General features: G+C 59.0%; 20 protein-coding genes. 10 read left to right on the forward strand and 10 right to left on the reverse strand.

Features of this window, described 5'->3' with window-relative positions; translation table 11 throughout:
* Positions 1 to 288: 288 nt before the first annotated feature.
* Positions 289 to 870: an MT-A70 family methyltransferase gene (locus ACL2XO_RS20900; protein ID WP_413725290.1), complete on the reverse strand. Its 582-nt coding sequence runs from the start codon at positions 868 to 870 to the stop codon at positions 289 to 291.
* A 38-nt stretch (positions 871 to 908) separates the two neighbouring features.
* Between ACL2XO_RS20900 and ACL2XO_RS20905 the strand changes: the two genes are divergently transcribed.
* A complete protein-coding gene (locus tag ACL2XO_RS20905) occupies positions 909 to 1,133 on the forward strand; it encodes a hypothetical protein (RefSeq protein WP_413725291.1) in 225 nt (74 codons plus the stop codon).
* Here ACL2XO_RS20905 and ACL2XO_RS20910 read toward each other — a convergent pair.
* A complete protein-coding gene (locus ACL2XO_RS20910; RefSeq protein WP_413725292.1) occupies positions 1,123 to 1,905 on the reverse strand; it encodes an NAD(P)H-dependent oxidoreductase in 783 nt (260 codons plus the stop codon). The two genes, ACL2XO_RS20905 and ACL2XO_RS20910, sit on opposite strands and share 11 nt — an antisense overlap.
* A gap of 105 nt (positions 1,906 to 2,010) precedes the next feature.
* Between ACL2XO_RS20910 and ACL2XO_RS20915 the strand changes: the two genes are divergently transcribed.
* The 8 genes from ACL2XO_RS20915 to ACL2XO_RS20950 all read left to right on the forward strand — a co-directional run bounded on the left by ACL2XO_RS20915 (position 2,011) and on the right by ACL2XO_RS20950 (position 11,279).
* Positions 2,011 to 2,925, forward strand: coding sequence for a LysR family transcriptional regulator (locus tag ACL2XO_RS20915; protein ID WP_413741428.1), 915 nt, complete (start codon positions 2,011 to 2,013; stop codon positions 2,923 to 2,925).
* A 225-nt stretch (positions 2,926 to 3,150) separates the two neighbouring features.
* Positions 3,151 to 4,890: an acetolactate synthase catalytic subunit gene (locus ACL2XO_RS20920; protein WP_413741429.1), complete on the forward strand. Its 1,740-nt coding sequence runs from the start codon at positions 3,151 to 3,153 to the stop codon at positions 4,888 to 4,890.
* Between the two features lie 17 nt (positions 4,891 to 4,907).
* Positions 4,908 to 5,909 carry a dihydroxyacetone kinase subunit DhaK gene (locus tag ACL2XO_RS20925; protein WP_413741430.1) on the forward strand — a complete coding sequence of 334 codons (1,002 nt, stop codon included), beginning with the start codon at positions 4,908 to 4,910 and terminating at the stop codon, positions 5,907 to 5,909.
* Positions 5,909 to 6,538: a DAK2 domain-containing protein gene (locus ACL2XO_RS20930; protein WP_413741431.1), complete on the forward strand. Its 630-nt coding sequence runs from the start codon at positions 5,909 to 5,911 to the stop codon at positions 6,536 to 6,538. Before ACL2XO_RS20925 ends, ACL2XO_RS20930 begins: the two co-directional genes overlap by 1 nt.
* Positions 6,539 to 6,540: 2 nt before the next feature.
* Complete coding sequence (locus tag ACL2XO_RS20935; protein WP_413741432.1) at positions 6,541 to 7,707, forward strand: CaiB/BaiF CoA transferase family protein; 1,167 nt, start codon at positions 6,541 to 6,543, stop codon at positions 7,705 to 7,707.
* A 23-nt stretch (positions 7,708 to 7,730) separates the two neighbouring features.
* Positions 7,731 to 8,654: a MaoC family dehydratase gene (locus ACL2XO_RS20940; RefSeq protein WP_413741433.1), complete on the forward strand. Its 924-nt coding sequence runs from the start codon at positions 7,731 to 7,733 to the stop codon at positions 8,652 to 8,654.
* 49 nt (positions 8,655 to 8,703) lie between these two features.
* The gene (locus ACL2XO_RS20945; RefSeq protein ID WP_132926466.1) at positions 8,704 to 10,086 is read left to right on the forward strand and encodes an MFS transporter; all 1,383 of its coding nucleotides are present in this window, start codon (positions 8,704 to 8,706) and stop codon (positions 10,084 to 10,086) included.
* A gap of 137 nt (positions 10,087 to 10,223) precedes the next feature.
* Complete coding sequence (locus tag ACL2XO_RS20950; RefSeq protein ID WP_413725297.1) at positions 10,224 to 11,279, forward strand: LacI family DNA-binding transcriptional regulator; 1,056 nt, start codon at positions 10,224 to 10,226, stop codon at positions 11,277 to 11,279.
* A gap of 115 nt (positions 11,280 to 11,394) precedes the next feature.
* Here the strand turns inward: ACL2XO_RS20950 and ACL2XO_RS20955 are convergent, their stop codons facing one another.
* Genes ACL2XO_RS20955 through ACL2XO_RS20970 form a run of 4 tightly spaced genes read right to left on the reverse strand, consistent with a single transcriptional unit; the run spans position 11,395 to position 14,948 of the window.
* Positions 11,395 to 12,300 (reverse strand): CoA-transferase subunit beta, encoded by a 906-nt coding sequence (locus ACL2XO_RS20955; RefSeq protein ID WP_413741434.1) that lies wholly within the window; start codon positions 12,298 to 12,300, stop codon positions 11,395 to 11,397.
* Entirely contained in the window at positions 12,290 to 13,198 is a 909-nt protein-coding gene (locus tag ACL2XO_RS20960; protein WP_413741435.1) for a CoA transferase subunit A, read from the reverse strand. Before ACL2XO_RS20960 ends, ACL2XO_RS20955 begins: the two co-directional genes overlap by 11 nt.
* Complete coding sequence (locus ACL2XO_RS20965; RefSeq protein WP_413741436.1) at positions 13,195 to 14,052, reverse strand: hypothetical protein; 858 nt, start codon at positions 14,050 to 14,052, stop codon at positions 13,195 to 13,197. Before ACL2XO_RS20965 ends, ACL2XO_RS20960 begins: the two co-directional genes overlap by 4 nt.
* Positions 14,049 to 14,948 carry a CoA transferase subunit A gene (locus tag ACL2XO_RS20970; protein ID WP_165934246.1) on the reverse strand — a complete coding sequence of 300 codons (900 nt, stop codon included), beginning with the start codon at positions 14,946 to 14,948 and terminating at the stop codon, positions 14,049 to 14,051. The genes ACL2XO_RS20965 and ACL2XO_RS20970 overlap by 4 nt, the downstream gene beginning before the upstream one ends.
* A gap of 217 nt (positions 14,949 to 15,165) precedes the next feature.
* On the opposite strand from ACL2XO_RS20970, the gene ACL2XO_RS20975 reads away from it, so the two are divergent.
* A complete protein-coding gene (locus ACL2XO_RS20975) occupies positions 15,166 to 16,215 on the forward strand; it encodes a LacI family DNA-binding transcriptional regulator (RefSeq protein WP_413741437.1) in 1,050 nt (349 codons plus the stop codon).
* A 2-nt stretch (positions 16,216 to 16,217) separates the two neighbouring features.
* On the opposite strand, the gene ACL2XO_RS20980 is transcribed toward ACL2XO_RS20975, so the two are convergent.
* The 4 genes from ACL2XO_RS20980 to ACL2XO_RS20995 all read right to left on the reverse strand — a co-directional run bounded on the left by ACL2XO_RS20980 (position 16,218) and on the right by ACL2XO_RS20995 (position 20,830).
* Positions 16,218 to 17,366 carry an epoxide hydrolase family protein gene (locus ACL2XO_RS20980; protein WP_413741438.1) on the reverse strand — a complete coding sequence of 383 codons (1,149 nt, stop codon included), beginning with the start codon at positions 17,364 to 17,366 and terminating at the stop codon, positions 16,218 to 16,220.
* A 332-nt stretch (positions 17,367 to 17,698) separates the two neighbouring features.
* Positions 17,699 to 18,835, reverse strand: a complete 1,137-nt coding sequence (locus ACL2XO_RS20985) for an ROK family protein (RefSeq protein WP_413741439.1) — start codon at positions 18,833 to 18,835, stop codon at positions 17,699 to 17,701.
* Positions 18,836 to 18,903: 68 nt separating this feature from the next.
* Positions 18,904 to 20,061, reverse strand: coding sequence for an N-acetylglucosamine-6-phosphate deacetylase (locus tag ACL2XO_RS20990; RefSeq protein WP_203524697.1), 1,158 nt, complete (start codon positions 20,059 to 20,061; stop codon positions 18,904 to 18,906).
* Positions 20,054 to 20,830, reverse strand: coding sequence for a 6-phosphogluconolactonase (locus ACL2XO_RS20995; RefSeq protein ID WP_413741440.1), 777 nt, complete (start codon positions 20,828 to 20,830; stop codon positions 20,054 to 20,056). The genes ACL2XO_RS20990 and ACL2XO_RS20995 overlap by 8 nt, the downstream gene beginning before the upstream one ends.
* Positions 20,831 to 20,855 lie beyond the last annotated feature (25 nt).

Raw genomic sequence — 20,855 nt, forward strand, 5'->3', positions numbered from 1 at the left:
CTCTGATGATTTTTTTTAATTTTTAAAATCAATAGCAATCCTATAAAAGGCAATGGCCATTAACCGATTCGGCGACAAATGAAACAGTCCCCTTCGCAAGGAGGACGAAGGGTGGCATAGAGATTGTCCTACGAGGGACCCAATGATTTAAAACGAATTTTCCCAAGAGCAATGACCAATAATTTTTTTTAGGGACTGACATAAAAAAAATATGACGTTTATCTCAAAATCACTGTTTAAGGAATAAAGGATATTTTAGATCACCAGGACAATTATTAAGCGCAATGTTCAATTTTGCTGGCCTATACTCCTGACCATAGCGGCGGAAAGCTCGACGGATTTGTCACAGGCATTGCCCCAACTCTCCCAGCCCGGTACCCGGTTTCGGGCAAAGAGTTCAATACGCGGGACGTCGCCCACCAGTTCCACCAGTAAGCGACGAAACAAATCGGGCTTGGCGCTGTGTTCGCCGCGCGGCGCCGTCTGGTGCTGGCAGATGCCGGCGCTTGCCCGCACGGGCAATCTGCCCCGCACGGCAAACATGCAGTCTTCGGAATTAGCGCGCGTCAAATGGCCCATGCCGATTGCGGAATTCCCTTTGCACGGGTTTGTTTTATGCCAGGTGAAGCCTTTCATCGTCATAAAGCGGAACCCCCAGGCCTCCACAACCTTCAATGCCTCAAGGGGCATAGAGGGTACGTGCCACATCGCCAACAGACAGGATGCGGGATCGGCTAAATCCCAGACCGGCAACCGGCAGATATCGGTAACGGTCATGACGGGATACTTGAATTGAACGCCCCGCTCGCCGTCCTTGGATTTATCGCGATATTGCCAGGGCGGGTCGGCGTAAATAAGCTTAAATTTCACGCCGCACCCCAGCTTTATAAAATAAGAAAAAACCGCTCATGAGCTCAATCCTGACATTCGATGAAGGAAATTGCATAAGCCAGGGAGGGGAAGAGAAAAACATGAGCGATGGTAACGATCGAAAAATTTTTCTTTTCCGCCAATGGCCTTCAAACCTTAGGAAGGCGGTCAATATATGTCAAATAAACAACCGGGCCAATGCCTTCACTGCAGAAAAATTAATCATTGCTAAAGAGGCTTGCCCGGCAGCAGCTATTCCTTAGCGATATGCACGCGCAGCCCCTCCTCTCCCGGCGCGAGATCGGGGCGCAGCGTCAGTGCCGGAATATCGTAGGCACCCGTATTCTGCGGACGGAAGGGGATAGGCGCAGCGGTCCACAGCGTATCAAGGCGTTGCCCCAAGGCGTCGCGGATATGGCCATATCGTTTTTCATCGGTGCGGCCGGTACGGTAGATAACGAATGGCGGCACGACATCGAAACCGGGGTAATACAATATCCCATGCTGAATAGGGAATAAAATATCCTCAATGGGGCCGTTAATGCCGCGGGGGCCGTAATGGGACTCCCACCCGCCTGTGGTGACCAGCAGCATCGCCCGCTTTCCCGCCATCGCACCTTCGCCGTAGCGATCGCCCCAATGGTTGTCGGAGTGTTCACCCACCCCGTAAGCGAAGCCATAGGCATAAACGCGCTCCACCCAACCCTTGAGAATGGCCGGCATGGAGAACCACCACAGGGGGAACTGCAGGATAACCGCATCCGCCCACCTGAGTTTTTCCTGCTCAAGGGCGATATCATGGCGCTGGGTACCCGTTTCATAAGCCTCTTTGGACGCCAGGGAGGCGTCAAAGCGCGCATCGGCCGGCCACGCCGTACTGTCTTGCGCGTCGAGGGAGGCCTTCCATTTCATGGCGTACAGGTCAGATACCTGTACATGAAGGCCGGCATCCTCAAGATGCCTGACCGAAAAATCCTTCAGGGAACCATTTAAGGACCGGGGTTCCGGATGGGCATAGACAATCAGGACATTCATGACTGAACCTCTGTAGTTGAAATAAGGCGTAGTTGGAATAAGGGCAGCATAGGAGCTTGTCAGGTATAGTGGAAATGAATTTCCAATATTACAGGTATTAATAATATGAATAGCCTGCGCCGCCTTGACCTTAATCTGCTGATCACGCTGGACGTACTGCTGGCGGAACACAACGTCACCCGTGCGGCGGAGCGCCTGAATTTTTCCCAACCGTCGGTAAGCGTACATCTGGCCAAACTCAGAGAAATTTTCGGCGATCCGCTGTTATTGCCCGGACCACGGGGGATGCGGCCCACCGCCAGGGCCGATGCTCTGCGCGAGCCTTTGCGGCAGGCGCTGGAGGCTCTTGAATCCGCGGTATCCCCCGCCAGCCCCTTTGATCCCGCCGCGTCGCAACATACCTGGCGCGTCGCCGCGTCCGATTATGGCGAATCCACTATTCTGCTGCCGGCGCTGGCGGGATTGCGCAGCGCCGCGCCCGGCGCCCGGCTGGCCTTTATTGAATCCGTTCCGTCCGGCCTTGCCAGACAGGCGGAACAGGGTGAAATCGATCTGGCCCTTCATACCAGCGAAGGGGCGCCTTCCGGCCTGCATCGCCGGGCGCTGTTTACCGAGCGCTATATCCTGGCCGGCCGGGCCGGTCATCCCCGCTTGAAAAAACCGCCGACCCTGGCGCAGTTCTGCGAGCTCGATCATGTGATGGTATCGCCGGACGGCGGCGGGTTTTACGGCGTAACGGATACCGCTCTCGCCCGGTTGGGTCTGACGCGCCGGGTGGTGCTTTCCGTTCCCCATTTCCTGTTGCTCAGATCGGTGCTGGCCGCCACCGACCTGGTGGCGATAATGCCCTTGCGACTGGTGGACGGCCTGCCGGCGCTGCAGGTCGTCGAACCGCCCGTTGCCGTGCCGGGCTTCGAAATGTCCATGCTCTGGCATGAACGGGTTCACCGCGATCCCGCCCATCAATGGCTGCGGGAATACATCGCGGCTTCCTGTGATTCCCCGATGGCGGGGCAATGATTTAAGCGCGTAGCGGCGTCAGGTCACGTCGTCCCGTGCCGCCGGCGCGCTGCTTTTCCTCTGTGACAAATTCTGTGATCCCACGCGGCAAAAACAATAAAAACGTTTTTATTAAAAACGTTTTTATGCAATGCTCAAACTACGTTACGGATAAGTTGCCACCTTGTTAACATCAACCTAATACGAGGTGACGGCTACGAAATGAGCGATGATCAGGAGTTATTCATGAACCTTGAACGGCCGCAACCTCTCAGCGATGCACAGCGCAGGACGGGAGCGCATATTTTTGCCGCCGCGCTGCGGCGCCATGGTGTCGACGTCATCTTCGGACAAAGCATTCCAGCCGCGTTATTTCTCGCCATCCCCCATTACGGTATCCGCCAGATAGGCTATCGCGCTGAAAACGCCGGCGCCTATATGGCGGATGCCTATGCCCGATTGTCCCATAAGGTGGCCGTGGTCACCGCGCAAAACGGGCCGGCCGCCACGCTGCTGGTGGCGGGTTTGGCTGAGTGCTACAAAGCCTCGGTGCCGGTGGTTGCCGTGGTCCAGGACGTTCACCGCAAAATGGCCGATAAAAACGCCTTCCAGGAGCTCGATCACCTGGATCTGTTCAAGGGGGTCGCCAAATGGACGCGCCGGGTCACGGAAATAGAGCGGCTGGATGACTATATCGATATGGCCTTTACCGCCGCGGCGTCCGGCCGTCCCGGCCCGGCGATCATCATCGTGCCCATCGACCTGTTCAACGACGCCGCGCCGGACATCCAGCGCGCTCACGCCTCTTCCCTCGGACATTATCCGCTGGATCGCACGGTAGCGGATCCGGCGGCCGTTGAAGAGGCCGCCAGCCTGCTGGCTTCGGCACGTGCCCCGCTCATTATTGCCGGCGGCGGCGTGCATATTTCCGACGCCGCGGGGGAACTGGCGGCGCTGCAAGAGACAGCCAGCCTGCCGGTGGCCACCACGGCCATGGGCAAGGGCGCGGTGGATGAAGGCCATGAACTGTCGTTGGGCGTGGTGGGATATTTTATGGGGACGCGCGGCCGTACCCGCCATTTGCGCGAGATGGTCACCCAGGCAGACGTGATCTTGCTGGTGGGCAACCGCACCAACCAGAACGGCACCGACAGCTGGAACCTCTATCCCCGCGATGCCCGCTATATTCATTTGGATATCGACAGCGCCGAAGTGGGACGAAACTATGACGCTCTGCGCCTGGTGGGGGATGCCAGGCTCACCCTGGCGGCGCTGTCGGCGGCGCTGGCACGCCGCGATCTCGGTACGCGGCGAAGCGCGCGGGCCTCCGTGGCGGCGAAGATTGCCGCCGGCCATGAAAGCTGGCTGGCTGAGGTCAACAACACCCTTGATTTAGACGCCCGTCCCATCCGGCCCGAACGGGTGATGCGGGAGGTGGACAGCCTCCTCACTCCGGAAACGGTGGTGGTTTCCGACGCCAGCTATTCATCAATCTGGGTGGCGAATTTCCTTAAGGCGCGCGCTGCCGGCGCCCGCTTCATCACCCCTCGCGGCCTTGCCGGCCTGGGGTGGGGATTTCCTTATGCCATCGGCGCGAAAGTCGCCCGGCCGGATGCGCCGGTGTTCGCCCTGGTGGGGGACGGAGGCTTCGCGCACGTCTGGTCGGAGCTTGAAACCGCGCACCGCATGGGCGTCCATGTGGTCCTGGTGGTGCTCAATAATCAAATACTCGGTTACGAAAAACACGCCGAGAAAGCCTTGTTTGGCGATTATTCCGACGCCTGCGATTTCAGTCCCGTGGACCATGCGGCTATCGCCAGGGCCTGCGGTTGCGAAGGGGTTCGGGTTGAAAATCCGCCGGATCTGCTGCCCGCCCTGAAAGAGGCCTTCGGTAGAGGCAACACCACCGTCATTGATGTCATCACCGAACAGCGCGCCTATCCCCCGGTGACGGCATTCGAAGGCCAGGACAACCTCGATTACTGACAAGGGAGAAGGACGAGATGAAAAAAATACTGAATTCCCCCGCCGATTATGCGGATGAGGCCCTAGAGGGAATGTGCCTGGCCTATCCCCGCAGTTATGGCCGGACCGGCGAAAACGGCCGGGTCATCGTGCGCCTCGGCGGCGGCAAAGGAAAAGTCGGGATCGTTTCCGGCGGGGGCAGCGGCCATTTACCCACCTTTGCCGGCTATGTGGGCGAAGGCCTGCTGGATGCCTGCGCGGTGGGCAACGTGTTTGCCGGCCCCGCGGTCATGGACTGCATGGACGCCATACGCTCGGCGGACGGCGGCCACGGCGTACTCCTGCTGTTCGGTAATTACGGTGGCGACAAAATGAACTTTGCCATGGCAAGCGAAATGTTGGAGGCGGAGGGTATCGCCACGGCGACGGTGCTGGCCGCCGACGATGTGGGCAGCGCCTCCCGTGAGGAGCGGGATAAACGCCGCGGGGTGGCGGGCCTTGTCTACGCTTACAAGATTGCCGGCGCAAAGGCCGGTCAAGCGGATGCTACCCTTGAATCGGTAGCCGCCGTCGCCCGGCGCGCCGTGGACAATACGGTAACCATCGGCGTGGCGCTTTCGCCCTGCACCGTGCCGGAAGCGGGAAAACCCACCTTTACCCTGGCGGAAAACGAAATGGAATACGGCATGGGCATTCACGGCGAGCCCGGCATCCGCCGCGGCCCGATAATCGCGGCGGACGACATGGCGGATATGATGTTGCAAACCTTGCTGGACGATGCCGGCATCGCCACGGGAGATCGGGTATCGGTAATGGTGAACTCCCTGGGCGCCACGCCGCTGGAGGAGCTGTTTATTCTTTATCGCCGCGTCGCCGGCCGGCTGCGGGAAAAAGGGATAGAGGTGGCGTTTCCCTTGGTGGGCCGTTATGCCACCTCTATGGAAATGTCCGGCGCCTCTTTGTCGCTCATCACCCTTGATGAAGAATTGGAGGCCTTGTTGCTTGCGCCCGCCGATTGTCCTTACTGGAGTAATCTTTGATGGCAATGACCCCACGAGAACTTGTCGCGCTGTTGAGCCGCTGTACGGCAAAGATCCGTCAGGTGTCCCCTGAGCTCAATGAACTGGACGGCCGTTTGGGGGACGGCGATTTAGGCGCCACCCTGGAAAAATGCGCCCGGCTGATGGATGAGGGGCTCGATGCGTCCGCCCCGGATATTCCATCGGTTTTCAACGCCGCATCCATGACCTGCGTCCGGGCGTCGGGCTCCAGTTTCGGTACCTTGCTGGGGGTGGCGTTCTTCACCGCCGCGAAAAAAAGCGCCGGCAAAACCACGCTGGAAAACGGCGACATTCCGCCCTTGCTGGACGATATCCTGGCGGCACTGATGGCCCGCGGCGGCGCCTCCCTGGGCGACAAAACCGTGCTGGATCCCCTGGACGCCGTGCGGCGCGCCCTATCCGAAACCCCGCCTGGGCAAGATTTCTTCCCGGTTGCCCGTCGGGCGGTGAAGGACACGCTGGCGGAATTTCGCCGTAAACCCAACAAAATCGGCCGCGCCCGTATGTTCGCCGAACGATCGGTGGGATTGGACGATCCCGGGATGGTGGCGTTTTCTTACCTGGTTGACGCCGCGGCCGGTCTTGCAATAAACCAACAGGAGGTGTAGCCATGCCCGGATCTTTGGAAGGACTCAAGGTCCTCGATCTGTCGCGTTTTATTGCCGGTCCGCTGTGCGCCATGCAATTGGCCGATTTGGGTGCGGACGTGGTGAAGATTGAACGTAAAGGCAAAGGGGAAGACACGCGGCAAAACAAGCCGCAGCTCAATGGCGAGAGCCTCTATTTCCTGTCGTTCAATCGCAATAAACGCAGCCTGGCCCTGGATTTTCGCGATGCCGAGGACCAGGCGCTGCTGCGCCGGCTTATCGCCAAGGCCGATGTGCTGATTGAAAATTTCCGCCCCGGCACCATGGAAAAAATGGGTTGCGGCTGGGACGATGTTAAAAAGCTCAATCCGCGCCTGATCATGGTGCGCGTTTCCGGCTTCGGCCAATCCGGTCCCCTGTCCCAGCGTCCCTGCTTCGATGCCATTGCCCAGGCCATGAGCGGCCTGATGAGCATCTCCGGCCAGCCGGACGGCCCACCCACCATGGCGGGCACCTTTATGGTGGATTATGCCTCCGCCCTGTACGCCGCCATCGGCACGCTGGCCGCCCTGAATGCCCGCCACAGCACCGGACGCGGCCAACTGGTGGAAGCCACCCTGCTGGAAAGCGCCGTCAGCATGCTCATATCGGCTATTCCGGAACAGGCGCAGCTCGGCAGCACCATGACGCGCATCGGCAATATCGATCGGTACTCAGCGCCGGTGAACAGCTATCAGACGCGGGACGGCGACTGGGTGTATGTGTCGGCGGGTACCGATACCCTGTTTCCCCGGCTGGCGGCCGCGATGGAACGTACCGATCTGCTGGCGGATGCCCGCTTCAACACCTATCACGCCCGGCTGGAAAACAATCGTGCCATTGATAAAGAGGTGGCCGCCTGGGTGAAAGCCCGGACGGCGCAAGACGTGGTTGACGCAATGGATCGGGCCGGCGTGCCCTGCGCGAAGGTGGCCACCATTGATGAGGTGCTGGAAAACCCGCAGTTGAAAGCACGAAATCAACTGGTGGATATCGAGCATCCCGCCGCCGGGACCTATACCACCCACGGTGTCACCGTGAGCCTGTCGGACACGCCGGGCACCATTCGCCGTCCGCCGCCGCTGGTGGGACAGCACACCGATGAGATTCTGGCGGAATGGTGCGGCATCGCGCCGGCCGGCCGGCCATAACATTATGCGACGAGGGAAACATCATGGCCCGTATACATCCTGAACTTCGGGAGCCGACCTATGACAATGTGGTGCTGAATGAACGCATCGGCCCGGTGAGCGTCATTGCCGATGAAGCCTATCGCCGCCGGGCCTGCTTCGCACTGGACGATTACAGCCCGCAGTATCGCGACGCCGGGCCCTATGTCCCGGCGTCCATGGTGGGCCGCGATCTGGTGGCGCTGTTCTGCTCGGTCTATGACCCCAGCCGGACGGTGGGCCTGCATCAAAAAGAGGAGATCTGGTTTCTTAACCCGATTCCGCTGAATGCAAAGCTGAGCTACAGCGGAAAATACACCGATAAATACATGAAACGCGGCAAGGGCTATACCGTCTTCGAGGCCGAAGCGCGCGACGCCGGGGACGGCAAACCCTACGTCCGTCAGATAAGCACCGAGATCATGCGTATTCCCCGGGATATCCAACTGGGCACCGGCGGTTCAGGGAGCGCCCCTTCGGCGGATCATGTCGTGCCGGACTGGCCTGAGCATGCCGCCCCCGTTGAAATCGCCGAAGGGACGCCGCGGCCGGGCACGCCGGTAAAACCGCTGATAAAACGTCCCGAACAGGGACAAATGTCGGTTTTTTCCGGCGGCAACAGCCAGTGGTACAACATCCATACCGATATTGAGGTGGCATTGAAGGCCGGTTTTCGCGACACCCTGGCCCAGGGAATGATGGAAACCTGCTGGATTGCCGAAATGCTGGCCCGCTTTATCGGACCGGCCTGGCATACCTCCGGCTGGATAAAAATGGCTTATGTCAAACCCGTCTATCGCGCCGACCGAATTACCTGCAAAGCCGTGGTGCGGGAAGTCGAGGGAAGCCTGGTGAAATTTCATGTCTGGGCTGAGAACCAGGACGGCGACATTACCGCCGTAGGCTGGGCCAGCGCACATAAACCCTGAGAACAAGCTTACGCATACCCTACTTTAAAGCGCTCCCTCCGGAGGTGATATGAATAACGCGACAACCGAAGCCATACAAAATACCGATCAGGATAAAGTCATACGAAAAGAATTATCACGCGTGGCCTTCGCCAGCTTAATAGGAACGCTTATCGAGTTTTATGATTATTTCATTTACGGCGCGGCGGCGTCACTGGTTTTCCCACATCTGTTTTTCAGCAATATGCCGCCGACGGTGGCGACCTTCGTCTCTTTCGTCACCCTGGGCGTAGCGTTTCTCACCCGTCCCATCGGCGCGGTCATTTTCGGCCATTTCGGCGATACCATCGGCAGGAAAGCGATGCTGATAGCCTCCATTACCATTATGGGGTTCGCCACCATCGTTATCGGCCTGTTGCCCACCTACGCCATGATCGGCATTGCCGCCCCCATACTGCTGGTGATCACGCGTCTGATCCAGGGCCTGGCGGTGGGCGGTGAATGGGGCGGCGCCACCACCATGATGATCGAATACGCGCCGGTGAATAAACGAGGCTTTTACGGCACCTTTGTCCAGTTGGGCAATGCCATCGGCGTATTGATTTCCACCGGCGCGTTCGCTCTGGCCTCCGCGCTGCCGGCGCCGGCGTTTTTAAGCTGGGGCTGGCGGATCCCTTTTCTTGCCAGCGTTATCCTGATGCTTATCGGTATTTTCATCCGGCTGAAAATCAAGGAACCGCCTATTTTTCAAAAAATGGCCGCCGAGCGGGCAAAAAACAGGCTGCCCATCGTCGCGGTATTCAAAAAATTCCCGAAACAGATCTTTTTATCCGCCGGGCTGCGGGTAAGTGAAAGCGTGGTGGGTTATTTGATCATCAGCTACGTTCTGCAATATTGCACTACCCGCTTTCACATGCGCGGCGATACGGTATTACTGGGCGTAGTGCTCGGCGCCGCCTCGGGGGTTATTTCATTCCCGCTGTGGGGAATATTATCCGATAAAATCGGCCGCCGTACCGTGTTTTTGATCGGCTCCCTGGGTTCCTGCGTGCTGGCTTATCCCTTTTATTGGCTCATTGATACCGGCAATATCATTGCCGTTTATGTCGCGCTGATTGGAGGCTACAGTTTTATCATCGGCTCTATGTACAGCATCGAGCCCTGTTATCTGTCTGAACTTTTTTCCACGGAGGTCCGCTATACCGGCGTTTCGGTGGGCTCGCAGCTGGCCGGCATTTTCGGCGGATTCACCCCCGCCGTGGCAACCGCCCTGGTGGCCTGGGCCGGCGGCGATTTCTGGCCCATCGCCGTTATGATCGTCGTTTCCGGCCTGATTACCGCCCTGTGCGCCCTGGGTACGGGGGAAACGCGCGGCCGCGATCTCAACAGCGACATGATGCCGGTCAAGCCGCAAAAAAAGGGGTCTAGCGCTTACCTGTGGAAAGCCCGCTAGCCGGACTCTTTTATCCAGCGGCGGGAGAATTTACCCGCCGCGAATAAAAACGTTTTTTTGGAGGCTCATGGCTGTGCGATAATCGTTTTGCGGCTCTACTTCCAACATAGCGATCCGGTTTGCAAGGTTTGATCTTAATGGCAAAAAAGGCGACGCAAAACAAGTTAACGCCACATAACGGCAAAGTCTCCATCCATGATGTGGCCCGCGAAGCGGGCGTGGCGCTGTCAACGGTATCAAACGCGCTGAGCGGCAAAGACTATGTCCGGGAAACCACCCGGCTGAAGGTGCGGGAAGCGGCGGAAAAGCTGGGTTACCGGGTCTCGGTGGTGGCCCGTTCGCTGCGGATGAAACGCACGTTTACGCTGGGTGTGCTGCTGGCCGATGTGGCGAACCCCTCCTCTCCGGATTTTTTACGGGGTATAGAAGATATTGCCGATCAAGAGCAGTGCGTCCTGCTGGTGTGCAATACCGACGGTCAACTGGAAAAGCAGCTGACGCAGATGCGGGTGTTGCTGGATCGCCGGGTGGACGGGCTGGTGCTGCTATCGCAGCATTGCCAGCAGCCGGCCGTCCGGGCGTTGCTGGAGGACGGCACGCCTTTTGTCATGCTACAGCGCCGTTCGCTGCAGCATGAGGATACCTATGTCGGCGCCAATAACGATGAAGGCATCGGCGCCGCCATCAAGCATCTGGCGGGGCTTGGGCATAAGCGCATCGGGCTGATTCGCGGGCCGCGCGATTCCTCCACCGCGGATGAACGTTATGACGCCTATATCGAGGGGCTTAAAGCGCACCGGCTGGAAATCAATCCCCAGTGGGTTATTCAGGGCGATTACCATGTGAAGGGCGGCTATGACGCCGGTAAGCGTTTTTTTGCCCTGGACCGGTGCCCCACCGCCATACTGGCCGCCAATGACATGAGCGCCATAGGGGTCATGAACGCCGCCCATGAAGCCGGTTTGAAAATACCGGCGGATTTCTCGCTGATAGGTCTTGATGATATCGAAATGGCGTCGTTCTCACCCATTAATCTCACCACCATCGCCCTGCAGCGCCGGGAGATGGGCGCGGCGGCCACCTCCCTGCTGATGAAAATGATCCGCCAGAAAAGCACGCCTAAACCGAAGAAAAAAATCTTCCCGATGAAACTCATCGTTCGCGGCTCCACCGGTCCGGCCAAGGCGGACTGAACCGGCCGGCTGCCTGCTCAGCATAGCCGGAACGGCGCTTCTCCATGCTTATTTCCGCCGGGATAGCGGAGGATGCCGCCACATGGTGATGGCGCATGAAGCGGCGCGATCCGTATCATGCCGATAGCCGTTTCGCCTGGAACAGCATGCCGTGGGGATCGATAACCTCGCGGATCAGGCGCACCTCTTCGGCGGTGGGAAGCGCGGTTTCCTTCATCGGTCCGTCTACCACCGGCTCAAACCCCATGGCGGCCAGCACGTCGTCAAGGGTGATGCCCGGATGGACCGAGCGTAGCCGCATTTTTTTCGATAGCGGATGGAAATCGAATATGGCTTTGTCGGTAACGCACAGGCTGGGGCCCGGCCCAGGCAGGCCAAGAGCGCGCCGGCTGTCTTCCCCTCGGTAATAACCCACGCTGGTAATAAAATCCACCGCCGGCACAAAGGCGCGCCGGCTCAGATCGGTGACGATAATCGGCCGTTTGATAAAGGCAAGGTGCTCCGTTTGCGCCAGGCAGCCCACCAGCCGGGTTTTCGGCGGGCTTGAGCCGCCAAGCTCGGTGATGTTGAGATTGCCGTATTGATCCACCTGTGGGGCGGATTCAAACGACACATCAAAGCGGCCGCGGGTGACCATATCGATCTTGTAGCCCACATCCGCCGGTGAGGCCGCCGCGGGCCAATGGGTATAGGCATCCTGCAGCAGGGCATCGGGAATGACATCCAGCGCCGGGGTCAGCAGGTTGCCCCAGTAAATGGAGAAACCCGGCGCATGGCCGAGCTGGGCCAGGCGGGCCGCCGCAATGGGAATGCCCACCGCAAGGGTAAAAGCGCGGGCCGCGGTTCCAAGGCCGACAAAACCCAATTCATCGTCCTTAAGCTCCCGGGCGATGGCGGCGATCATCAGCTCTTCGATGGTATAGTCGGTGGCGGCTCTCGCGGCATTATTGATGGCAACGTTCGCGGCATTATCCGTGGCAACGTTCTGTGTCACATTGTTTGTAGCGCGTTCAGAGGACATGAGCCTGGCTCTCCCGTTCGACATCAAAGGCATGAAGGGCTGACAGGGTGCCGAATTTGGCCAGGTAGCCGTCTCGGTCCCGGGTATTTAGAATATATTCGCGAATATAGGCCGCCGTTCCTCCCGGCTGTTTCGCCGCGGCCAGATAGGCTTTCAGCGCGGCTTCATCTTCGTTATAAAAACCGTCGGTGGCGGTGGGATGCGCGCCATAAGGCATTTCCACCACCGCTTCCACCAGGGTATGGGGAATGTAGGTCAGCGTCGGGCGCCGGCGTACCTGTTCATGGGGAATAATTTTTTCCACCGTCACGATAAGCCGCCTGGAGGCGGACGCCATCATCTGGTCGATATCATCACTGTCGCGCACCACCGGCCATTGAACGTTGCCATATTCATCGGCGGTATAGCCGTGCAGCAGGGTAAAATCCGCTTCCGCCGCCTTCAGCGCCAGATAGGTATCGCCGGTAAAAGGACAGGTAATGGGTTTCACCTCGTCCGGGCTTTTACCCGGCATGCCGGTACCCAGCAACGCCTTGGACGGTAGAAAGCTCAGCCCCATTCCCGCGGCGCGGAAACGGGCGACGAAAGCGGATTCGGAGTAATCGTGCGTCTCAATCCGGCCCGATTCCACCCCGCGGCGAAAATTCGGCGCCAGGCCGTGCCGGAAGAAACCGGCGTAAATCCCCTCCCAGCGCCGGATCGAGCCGGCGGCGGCCAGCATATCGGTGGCAAGCGTCGTGGCCCAGGTAAGCAAGGTCAGATCGGTGATGCGCTGACGAATGATTTCATGCACGATGCCCATGGGCTGCCGGCGCAGCAACGAGCCGCCCAGGGCGATGGTGGAGCCCGAGGGGATACGGGCAATCGCATCCGGAAGGGCAAGGCGTTTGGCTTTCATAGAGTTCCTCTTGTTGCAGGGGCCGGCGGAGCATCTCCGCCATGGGGGATAAGCACGCTGTTGGGGTCTACCTTGCGGCGCAGCAGGTCAAGTTCCTGCGGGTCGGGCAACGCCGTAACCGGCACACCGTCCGTTGAAACGGCAAAGCCGGTGGAGCGGATGACATCTTCGGGATCGACGCCGCGATGAATGCTGAGCAAACGCGCCGTGCCGGACCCGGGCTCAAATTCAAAAATACACTTCGGCGTCACGATCCATTCCGGGCCGCCGCGGGTCAGCCCCAGGCGCCGCCGTCCCCCCTCGCCGCCGGGATATCCCACACCCGAAACGTAATCCACCTGCTCCACGAAGCTGCGCGCCTCGTGGTGCGGCATCATCAGGTACTCGCGGCCGAAGCAGGCCATATGTTCCGGCAGCAGAATTGAGCCCACCAGCCGCACCTTGGGCCGGCGATAATCGCCGATACAGGTGCTGTTGATGTTTCCCCGGCGGTCCACCTGCACGCCGGAGCCGAAACCGAAATCCACATCCCCACGCCGGACGGCGTACTGCCCAGGGTAGCCCTGCATTTGCGCTTCGCAGGGCAGGTTCTGGAGTTTGCCGTCGAATTCCGCCGCGGGCAGTTCCCGCAGCGCTGAAAAATCCGGATTAATGCACCAGCCCGCAAGCAGAATGGTTAAATCGGGGGCGTGGGTTAGCCGGGCGAACTCCATCGCCGCCAAGGGAATGCCGGTGATATAGAGCGCCGCCGCCCCGCCGGTGGCCAGGCCGGTGAACCCCGTTTCGCCGTTCCGAAAACGCTTGGACAGGGCCACGGCGAGCATCTCTTCCACGGTGCAATAGAACCCGTTCATGCCGGAGTCTCCCTGTTGCCCGGCGAGGGCGGGCGTACCATGCCGAAACGCTCAGGCCAGGCCGCCGGACCTGCCGGCGCTTTTACCGTTTGCGCCAGCCAGGCGGCAAAATGGCCGGCGGATGCCGACGCTTTTGCATAGTCAGCGAAGGCGGCATCGTCGCAATCATAGAGACCGGCCATGGCGGTGGGATAGGCGCCAAATGGCGCCTCGACGATGTGGGTGGTGCGAAAGGCGGGAATTTCGACCAAATGCGGCCGCTGTTTTATTTCCCGGGCAGTAACAATTTTCTCCACGGTAACGATAACGGTATCGCAGGCGCGGGTTAAGGTTATATCCACACTTTGCGGCAGCATCCTGGGGTGATTGAAGGCCACATTGCCGTATTCGTCTCCCATGGGCGCATGAACGATCACCACGTCCGGCGCGGCCGGCGGCACCGCCCACAGCATCGCTGACGTGACCGGACAGGTGAAGGGGATAATGTCCGGATTGTATTTCACCACGCCGCTGCCGCCCAAAAAGGCGCAGGGCCAAAACGGCAATCCCTCCTGCGAGGCGCGGAACCTGTCCCAGGCCAGCAGTTCCGGGTAATCAACCGCTTCAAGAACGCCGTTTTCCACAGCGCGACGAAAATTCCGCGCCTGGCCGTATTTTTCCAGCCCGACATAGGAGGTCTCAATGCGGGAAACCGCCCCCGCGCCAATAAGCAGATCCGCTTCAATGGAATTAACGACGCCCACCAGCGTCAGTTTGCGCCGGCCCTGGCGAACCAGTTCGCACGCAAAGGCCATGGGACGCTGATAAACGGCAAATCCCCCCAGGGCAATGCGCTGCCCGTCGCTCACCATTTTTGCCGCGACGTTAAGGGATGTGAGTTTACTGGTACGGCCCATGTATCCTCCGGTGGTTATTCCCTGATGCCGCCTCCCGGACGGCCGGGGAGAAATGGTATATGAGATCGATCTCACTTTATGAACACAAAATTGCTTCTTCATAAACCTACCAAGCAATGCGGAAAGCGTTTGTGAGATCGATCTCATTTCTTTTGCCTGTTCCATCGGGTATAACTCTTCCTATAAACTGAGATGAAACAGGCCGGGAAACAACGCAATGAGCCAACCACGGGACAATACGACGATAAAGCGTCCCACCATGACGGATATCGCCCGTGAATGCGGCCTCTCCCGCGCCACGGTCGCCCGCGCGCTGTCGGGCAAGGGGTATGTCAATCCGGAACGCAAGGCCCTGATCCACCAGGCCGCCGCCAGGATGGGTTACCGGGCCTCTACCATCGCGCGGGCCCTGAGGACCCAAAGAACATCCTCCATAGGCGTGCTGATTGCCGATATCACCAATCCGATATTTCCGGAAATTGTCAAGGGTGTTGATGAAGTGGTTTCCGCCGGGGATTACACGATTTTTCTTTGCAATACTGATGAAGATGCCCGCAAGCAGCTGGCGATTATCCGGTCGCTGCTCGATCGTCAGGTGGACGGTATCATTCTGGTGTCGCAGACGGTCAGCGATGAGTCGCAAGCGCTGTTGGAGAACGGACCGCCCTATGTGCTCGTCAATCGCCGGCCGGCGCGACACGCCGGTGATTATGTCGGTCCGGATAACGCCATGGCGGTCAGGCAACTGCTGGAACATCTTTATGGCCTGGGACACCGCCGCATCGCCTATATCACCGGCCCGGCGCAATCCTCCACCGCCCGCGAGCGTCGGGACAGCTTTACCGCGGAAATGGCGCGGCTCGGCTGTAGTATTCCGCCGGGGTATCTGGTTGAAGGGAACTACCAGGCTGAAAGCGGGCGCCGCGCCGCCGAAGCTTTATTAGCCTGTACCCCGCGCCCCACAGCCATACTGGCGGCTAACGATTTTGTCGCGCTGGAAGTTATCTCCTTTTTACATGAGCACGGTCTGCAGGTTCCGGAAGATATGTCGGTGACCGGTTTTGACGACGCCTTCAAGATGCGCTTCAGCGGCCGCTATCCCCTGCCGGCGCAGGGGCTGACCACCGTTGATCAGCCCAAAAGAGAACTCGGCCGTTCGGCGGGCAACGCATTGCTGGCGCGCATGGCCCGTCCCGATGCCCCGGTGCGCACCATTATCCTGCCGACCACGCTGAATATCCGGGATACCACGGCGCCGGCGGGATAGCGTCAGCGCAATGTATTAAAAAAACGCTGTATGTCAGCCGCCAGCTCTTGCGGGCATTCCAACGCGGCAAAATGGCCGCCGTGAGACATGCTGCTCCAGCGCTGCAGATTGTAGCCCCTGCGCACCCAGCTTTGCGGCGGCATTGGGAGCTCTTTGGGAAAATGCGCCACCGCCAGCGGCGGACTGATGCGTTCACCGGCAGATAACAGCAGAGGATTCCGGCGCCCCTCGACATACATACGGAAGGAGGAGCCGATGGTGCGGGTAAACCAGTAAAGGGAAATATTGGTTAACAGAACATCCAGCGATATGGCCTTTTCCAGATCTCCGTCACAGTCGCTCCAGGCCCGGAATTTTTCCGCGATCCATGCGGCAAGCCCCACCGGCGAATCGTTAAGGGCAAACGCCAGGCTTTGCGGACGCGTACCCTGCACATGCCCGTAAGCCCCTTGCTCATTGGCCCATGCGGCGCTTTGGCCTGCAAAATCCTGTTCTTCCTCGGTTAGCGGCTGCTTGTCATCTATATAAGGTCGATACGAGCCCGGAATAAAATTCAGATGCAGGCCAATCACTCTGGCCGGATAAAGCCTTGCCAGCCAGCTTGATACTCCCGCCCCCAAATCGCCGCCCTGCAGGGCGAACCTGCCGTAACCCAGCTTCCCCATCAAGGCGGCCCATAGGTGCGCGGTTTGGCCGGCGCCCACGCCGGGTACCGTCGGCGCGGACGAGAAACCATAACCGGGCAATGAAGGCACTATAACATCGAAAGCATCGGATTCACTGCCGCCGAAACGGGCCGGATCCGTCAGGTAGGGGATAATATCAAGCATCTCCACAAAGGAACCGGGCCAGCCGTGAGTCAGGATCAGCGGCATGGGAGAAGGCCCTTTGCCGCGCTGATGGATAAAATGGATCCGCTGACCGTCAACCCCGGCGATAAAATGGGGAAAAGCATTAAGCCGGGCTTCCTGCGCCCGCCAGTCAAACCTGTCCCGCCAGTAGTCAACAAGATGCCGCATAAAATTCAACGAGGTTCCCTCACGCCAGCTGTCGTCGTCTATGGACTCAATCCATCGGGTGGCTGCCAGGCGTAATTTCAAATCGCTTAACTCGGATTGCGCAATCCGTAACGTAAAAGGTTGTATGGCCATAGTGAGAGAACTCGACGCTTATTGGATTAGCCCAGTATAGGGGGACGTGGAACGTTCATGAAGGAACCAAACGGAAAATTAACGTAACTCATAAAGTTAAGGGGAAAGTAAATTTTTGCGAAGACGATTCCAAGCACATGTTTTCAATTTGCATTGCTTGCAGCGATTATCTAATCTTCGTCACATAAAAATAAGTCTGCATGTCTTCATTTTTGGGCCTACCCTGGCCCATTTTTTTGTCAATTAAAGGTAGAGGTTAAGGAACCATTTAATCTGGACCATAGCGCTGCTATACCATTCGGGCATCCTTTGCCGGCAGCCGCGGACAATGGCTAGAGTTCAATGTGTTCATGACGCAGTATCATCGCCAGGGCCAATCCCTGTGCCGGGTCGTAGCTATCAGGCAGGAAGCGGATATGGGTATGGCCATAGGCAAAAGGGAGGGTACGATGCCGCGCCACGGTTAATACCCGTTCGGTAAAGAGCGGCGACACGTTGTAGACGCAATCGATAAGCAAGGTCTTGGGGTTCACCAGATGAATGATCTGGCTAAGGGCATTGCCCAGCAACTCTCCTGCCCGGGCGATCGCTTTATCCACCAGCGCCGGAGCCTGCGTTCGATCGGCCCACCGCAAGCCCGGCTGTAGCTGGCTTAGCTGCGCGTTGATGGCGGATAATCCAATGAGCGATTCCAGGCAACCCCGCTGCCCGCAGGTACAGACAGGGCCGTCGGATGCCACGTTAAGGTGGCCCACTTCACCGGCGGTCCAACTGCCGCCGTAATAAACGCCGTGCCGGGTAATCAACGTGCCGCCGATACCTTCGGCAATCCGCAGGTAAAAAGCGGGTTCATCGGCGGGAGCGGTGGTTCCATGCTGGCGCGAGACCAGCGCCGCCGCCTTGACGATATTCATTACCCCCACCGGCAAAGGCACGCTGCGGCGTAGCGCCGCCAAGATGTCCACCTGCTGCCAGCCCAGATGGGATGAGACATGCATATAGCCGTTCTGCGGATCGATAATACCGGGAAAGCCGACGCCGATACCGATAAGCTCAGGATAACGACGGTGCATCCAAGCGCAGAGGCGGGCAATTTCCCCTACCACGCTGTCGGCGTCGGCGGTATCAATAACCGATGTCTTTTGCTCCAACAGCTCGGAAAAATAATCATATACCGCCCAGTGCAGATGCTGACGCTCCACCATAATTCCGGCGGATTTCATTTTTTCCGGCCTAAGGGCGATATGAATTTTGGGGCGGCCGCTGGAGCTGGACTGGGCAACGCCGATTTCAGCAACCAAACCCGCGGCGATAAAATCGTCGATGATAAGGGAAATGGTATTTTTACTTAATGAAAGCGCGCGGGCAATATCAAGACGTGAACTGATCCGCTGTTGGCGTAAATAAGACAGCACATGCATTTCATTATATTGACGCAGCAGCGCGGGGCCCTTTCCTGGCTCTTTCATTGTTGGTTTACCCTGGCAATCGGCGGGAAATAAGCCGGCATTATGGCATAACCCGGTCAGGGTAAACACTATTGCTCCCGCCAAACGCACTCGCCCTGCGCATAGGTGGATAACACCTTCAACTCCCCTGTACCGTTTTCGCCAAGCAGCGCCGCATCCAGCGGGGAGCCCACCGCCAAGCCCCCCTTCGCCGGTAAATCAAGCATGGCCGCGGGACGTACCGATGCCATATCCCACGCCTCATGCCGGCTGGCCATACCCGCTGTTATCAGGGCATTGACACCGTACAGCAGCGAACGCGCCGACCCCGCCAGCAAGCCGGGATTATCGGCCAGCGACAGACGGCCCTGCTCGCTCAGGACCACATCGCCGCCAATGTGCAATTGATAGCGTCCGGGAGGCATCCCGGCCAGGCTGGTGGTATCGCTCACCAAAAAGGCCCGCTGTCGCTTCACACGCATAAATACTTTCAGCACCGACATTGGCAAATGCTCGCCGTCGCCAATCATGGCGCACCATAATTTATCCTGCGCCAACTGTTCCCAAATGTAATTGGGATGTCTGGGCAGCAACAGGTGCGCCCCATTGCCAAGATGGGTTGACATCGATGCGCCCGCCTCCACCGCCACGGCAATTTGAGCGGCATCAGCGCCGGTATGGCCGAGGGAGACCGTCACGCCCTCCTGCACGCAGTTCCGGATAAACGCCGCGCTGCCGGGCCACTCCGGCGCCAGGGTCAGCAAGCGGATATCTCCCCTCGCCGCCTTCTGCCAGCGCTGAAACAAGGACCAATCCGGCGCCTTGACCAAAGTCCGGTCATGGGCGCCGCGCGGTCCGTCTTCGGCGGAGATAAAGGGGCCCTCCAGATGTATGCCGGCCACGCCGTAACCGACCGCGGCAAACCGGCGGCGGGCGTTGGCTATCCCCCGGACCATCTGCTCGGTGTCATCATCGTTATTGGTGATAACCGTGGGCAGAAATGTTGTTACGCCCTCCTGCCATAGACGCCGGGTCACCGCCAACACCGATTCCTCATTGATAGGGTAATGATTGAAATCCACCCCCGCGAAGCCGTTTATCTGCAAATCCACCAACCCCGGCGCAATAATCGGCAGCGCGTCATCCTGAGGCAGCGGCCTGATTTGGCAGATCACGCCGTGCTCCGCATGGATCTCCACCGCGGCCAAATCCCGATAATCCCTGCCCCGCAGGCAAACCTTATCCATGGGGATTTTCTCCAAAGGCATCCCGGTCGGTAAACAGCCGGCAGTGGGCATGGGTACGCAGGATGGTGGCCGGACAGCCGGTGGAAACCGGCTCTCGCAGCATGGCCGTTATCGCCGCCCGCTTTTGTGCTCCCGGCACCATGCAAAACAGCCGCCCGGCGGCCATCAAGGTGGGAACGGTCAGGGTCACCGCATGGGTGGGCACCGCGTCCAGGGTGGCGAAGCAGCCGTCGTTCACCTGCTGCTGGCGGCACACCGGATCCAGCGCTACCGTTTTCATCACGGCAGGATCCCGGAAGTCCGCCACCGGCGGATCGTTAAAGGCCAGGTGTCCGTTCTCCCCGATGCCCAGGCAGACCATATCAATGGGCGCCTGCCGGATCAGATCGGCGTAATGGCGGCAGATCCGGTCCGCATCCTCCCAGGCCGGGATCAGGTGTACGGTGCCCGGATGGACAACCTCGAACAAATGGCTATTGAGGTAGTGGCTAAAACGCTGCTCCGAATCCGGCGGCAGGCCGATATATTCATCCATATGAAACGCCGTCACCCGCGACCAGTCAATGCCCTCGGCTGTCCCCAGGGCCGCCAGGAATTCATTCTGCGACGGCGCGGCGGCGAAAATAATCCGCACGTTCGCCTGCCTGGCCAGGCATTGGCGCAACGCGTCGGCCGCAGCCGCGCCGGCCGAGTTACCCAAGGCTATGCGGTCGGCAAATACCTCGACGGCAAGCTGTTCATACCGGCCGGCCAACAGTGGCAATGACATATAAAACTCCTTTAGCTGAATCTGT

It is taken from the genome of Sodalis sp. RH15 (assembly GCF_047324255.1).
Classification (GTDB): Bacteria; Pseudomonadota; Gammaproteobacteria; order Enterobacterales; family Enterobacteriaceae; genus Acerihabitans; species Acerihabitans ligni.

Excerpts from the sequence above, each read along its gene's own strand:
- ACL2XO_RS20905 (WP_413725291.1), top strand. The coding sequence starts at position 909 with ATGAGCTCAATCCTGACATTCGATGAAGGAAATTGCATAAGCCAGGGA.
- ACL2XO_RS20910 (WP_413725292.1), bottom strand. The coding sequence starts at position 1,905 with ATGAATGTCCTGATTGTCTATGCCCATCCGGAACCCCGGTCCTTAAAT.
- ACL2XO_RS20915 (WP_413741428.1), top strand. The coding sequence starts at position 2,011 with ATGAATAGCCTGCGCCGCCTTGACCTTAATCTGCTGATCACGCTGGAC.
- ACL2XO_RS20920 (WP_413741429.1), top strand. The coding sequence starts at position 3,151 with ATGAACCTTGAACGGCCGCAACCTCTCAGCGATGCACAGCGCAGGACG.
- ACL2XO_RS20925 (WP_413741430.1), top strand. The coding sequence starts at position 4,908 with ATGAAAAAAATACTGAATTCCCCCGCCGATTATGCGGATGAGGCCCTA.
- ACL2XO_RS20930 (WP_413741431.1), top strand. The coding sequence starts at position 5,909 with ATGGCAATGACCCCACGAGAACTTGTCGCGCTGTTGAGCCGCTGTACG.
- ACL2XO_RS20935 (WP_413741432.1), top strand. The coding sequence starts at position 6,541 with ATGCCCGGATCTTTGGAAGGACTCAAGGTCCTCGATCTGTCGCGTTTT.
- ACL2XO_RS20940 (WP_413741433.1), top strand. The coding sequence starts at position 7,731 with ATGGCCCGTATACATCCTGAACTTCGGGAGCCGACCTATGACAATGTG.
- ACL2XO_RS20945 (WP_132926466.1), top strand. The coding sequence starts at position 8,704 with ATGAATAACGCGACAACCGAAGCCATACAAAATACCGATCAGGATAAA.
- ACL2XO_RS20950 (WP_413725297.1), top strand. The coding sequence starts at position 10,224 with ATGGCAAAAAAGGCGACGCAAAACAAGTTAACGCCACATAACGGCAAA.
- ACL2XO_RS20955 (WP_413741434.1), bottom strand. The coding sequence starts at position 12,300 with ATGTCCTCTGAACGCGCTACAAACAATGTGACACAGAACGTTGCCACG.
- ACL2XO_RS20960 (WP_413741435.1), bottom strand. The coding sequence starts at position 13,198 with ATGAAAGCCAAACGCCTTGCCCTTCCGGATGCGATTGCCCGTATCCCC.
- ACL2XO_RS20965 (WP_413741436.1), bottom strand. The coding sequence starts at position 14,052 with ATGAACGGGTTCTATTGCACCGTGGAAGAGATGCTCGCCGTGGCCCTG.
- ACL2XO_RS20970 (WP_165934246.1), bottom strand. The coding sequence starts at position 14,948 with ATGGGCCGTACCAGTAAACTCACATCCCTTAACGTCGCGGCAAAAATG.
- ACL2XO_RS20975 (WP_413741437.1), top strand. The coding sequence starts at position 15,166 with ATGAGCCAACCACGGGACAATACGACGATAAAGCGTCCCACCATGACG.
- ACL2XO_RS20980 (WP_413741438.1), bottom strand. The coding sequence starts at position 17,366 with ATGGCCATACAACCTTTTACGTTACGGATTGCGCAATCCGAGTTAAGC.
- ACL2XO_RS20985 (WP_413741439.1), bottom strand. The coding sequence starts at position 18,835 with ATGAAAGAGCCAGGAAAGGGCCCCGCGCTGCTGCGTCAATATAATGAA.
- ACL2XO_RS20990 (WP_203524697.1), bottom strand. The coding sequence starts at position 20,061 with ATGGATAAGGTTTGCCTGCGGGGCAGGGATTATCGGGATTTGGCCGCG.
- ACL2XO_RS20995 (WP_413741440.1), bottom strand. The coding sequence starts at position 20,830 with ATGTCATTGCCACTGTTGGCCGGCCGGTATGAACAGCTTGCCGTCGAG.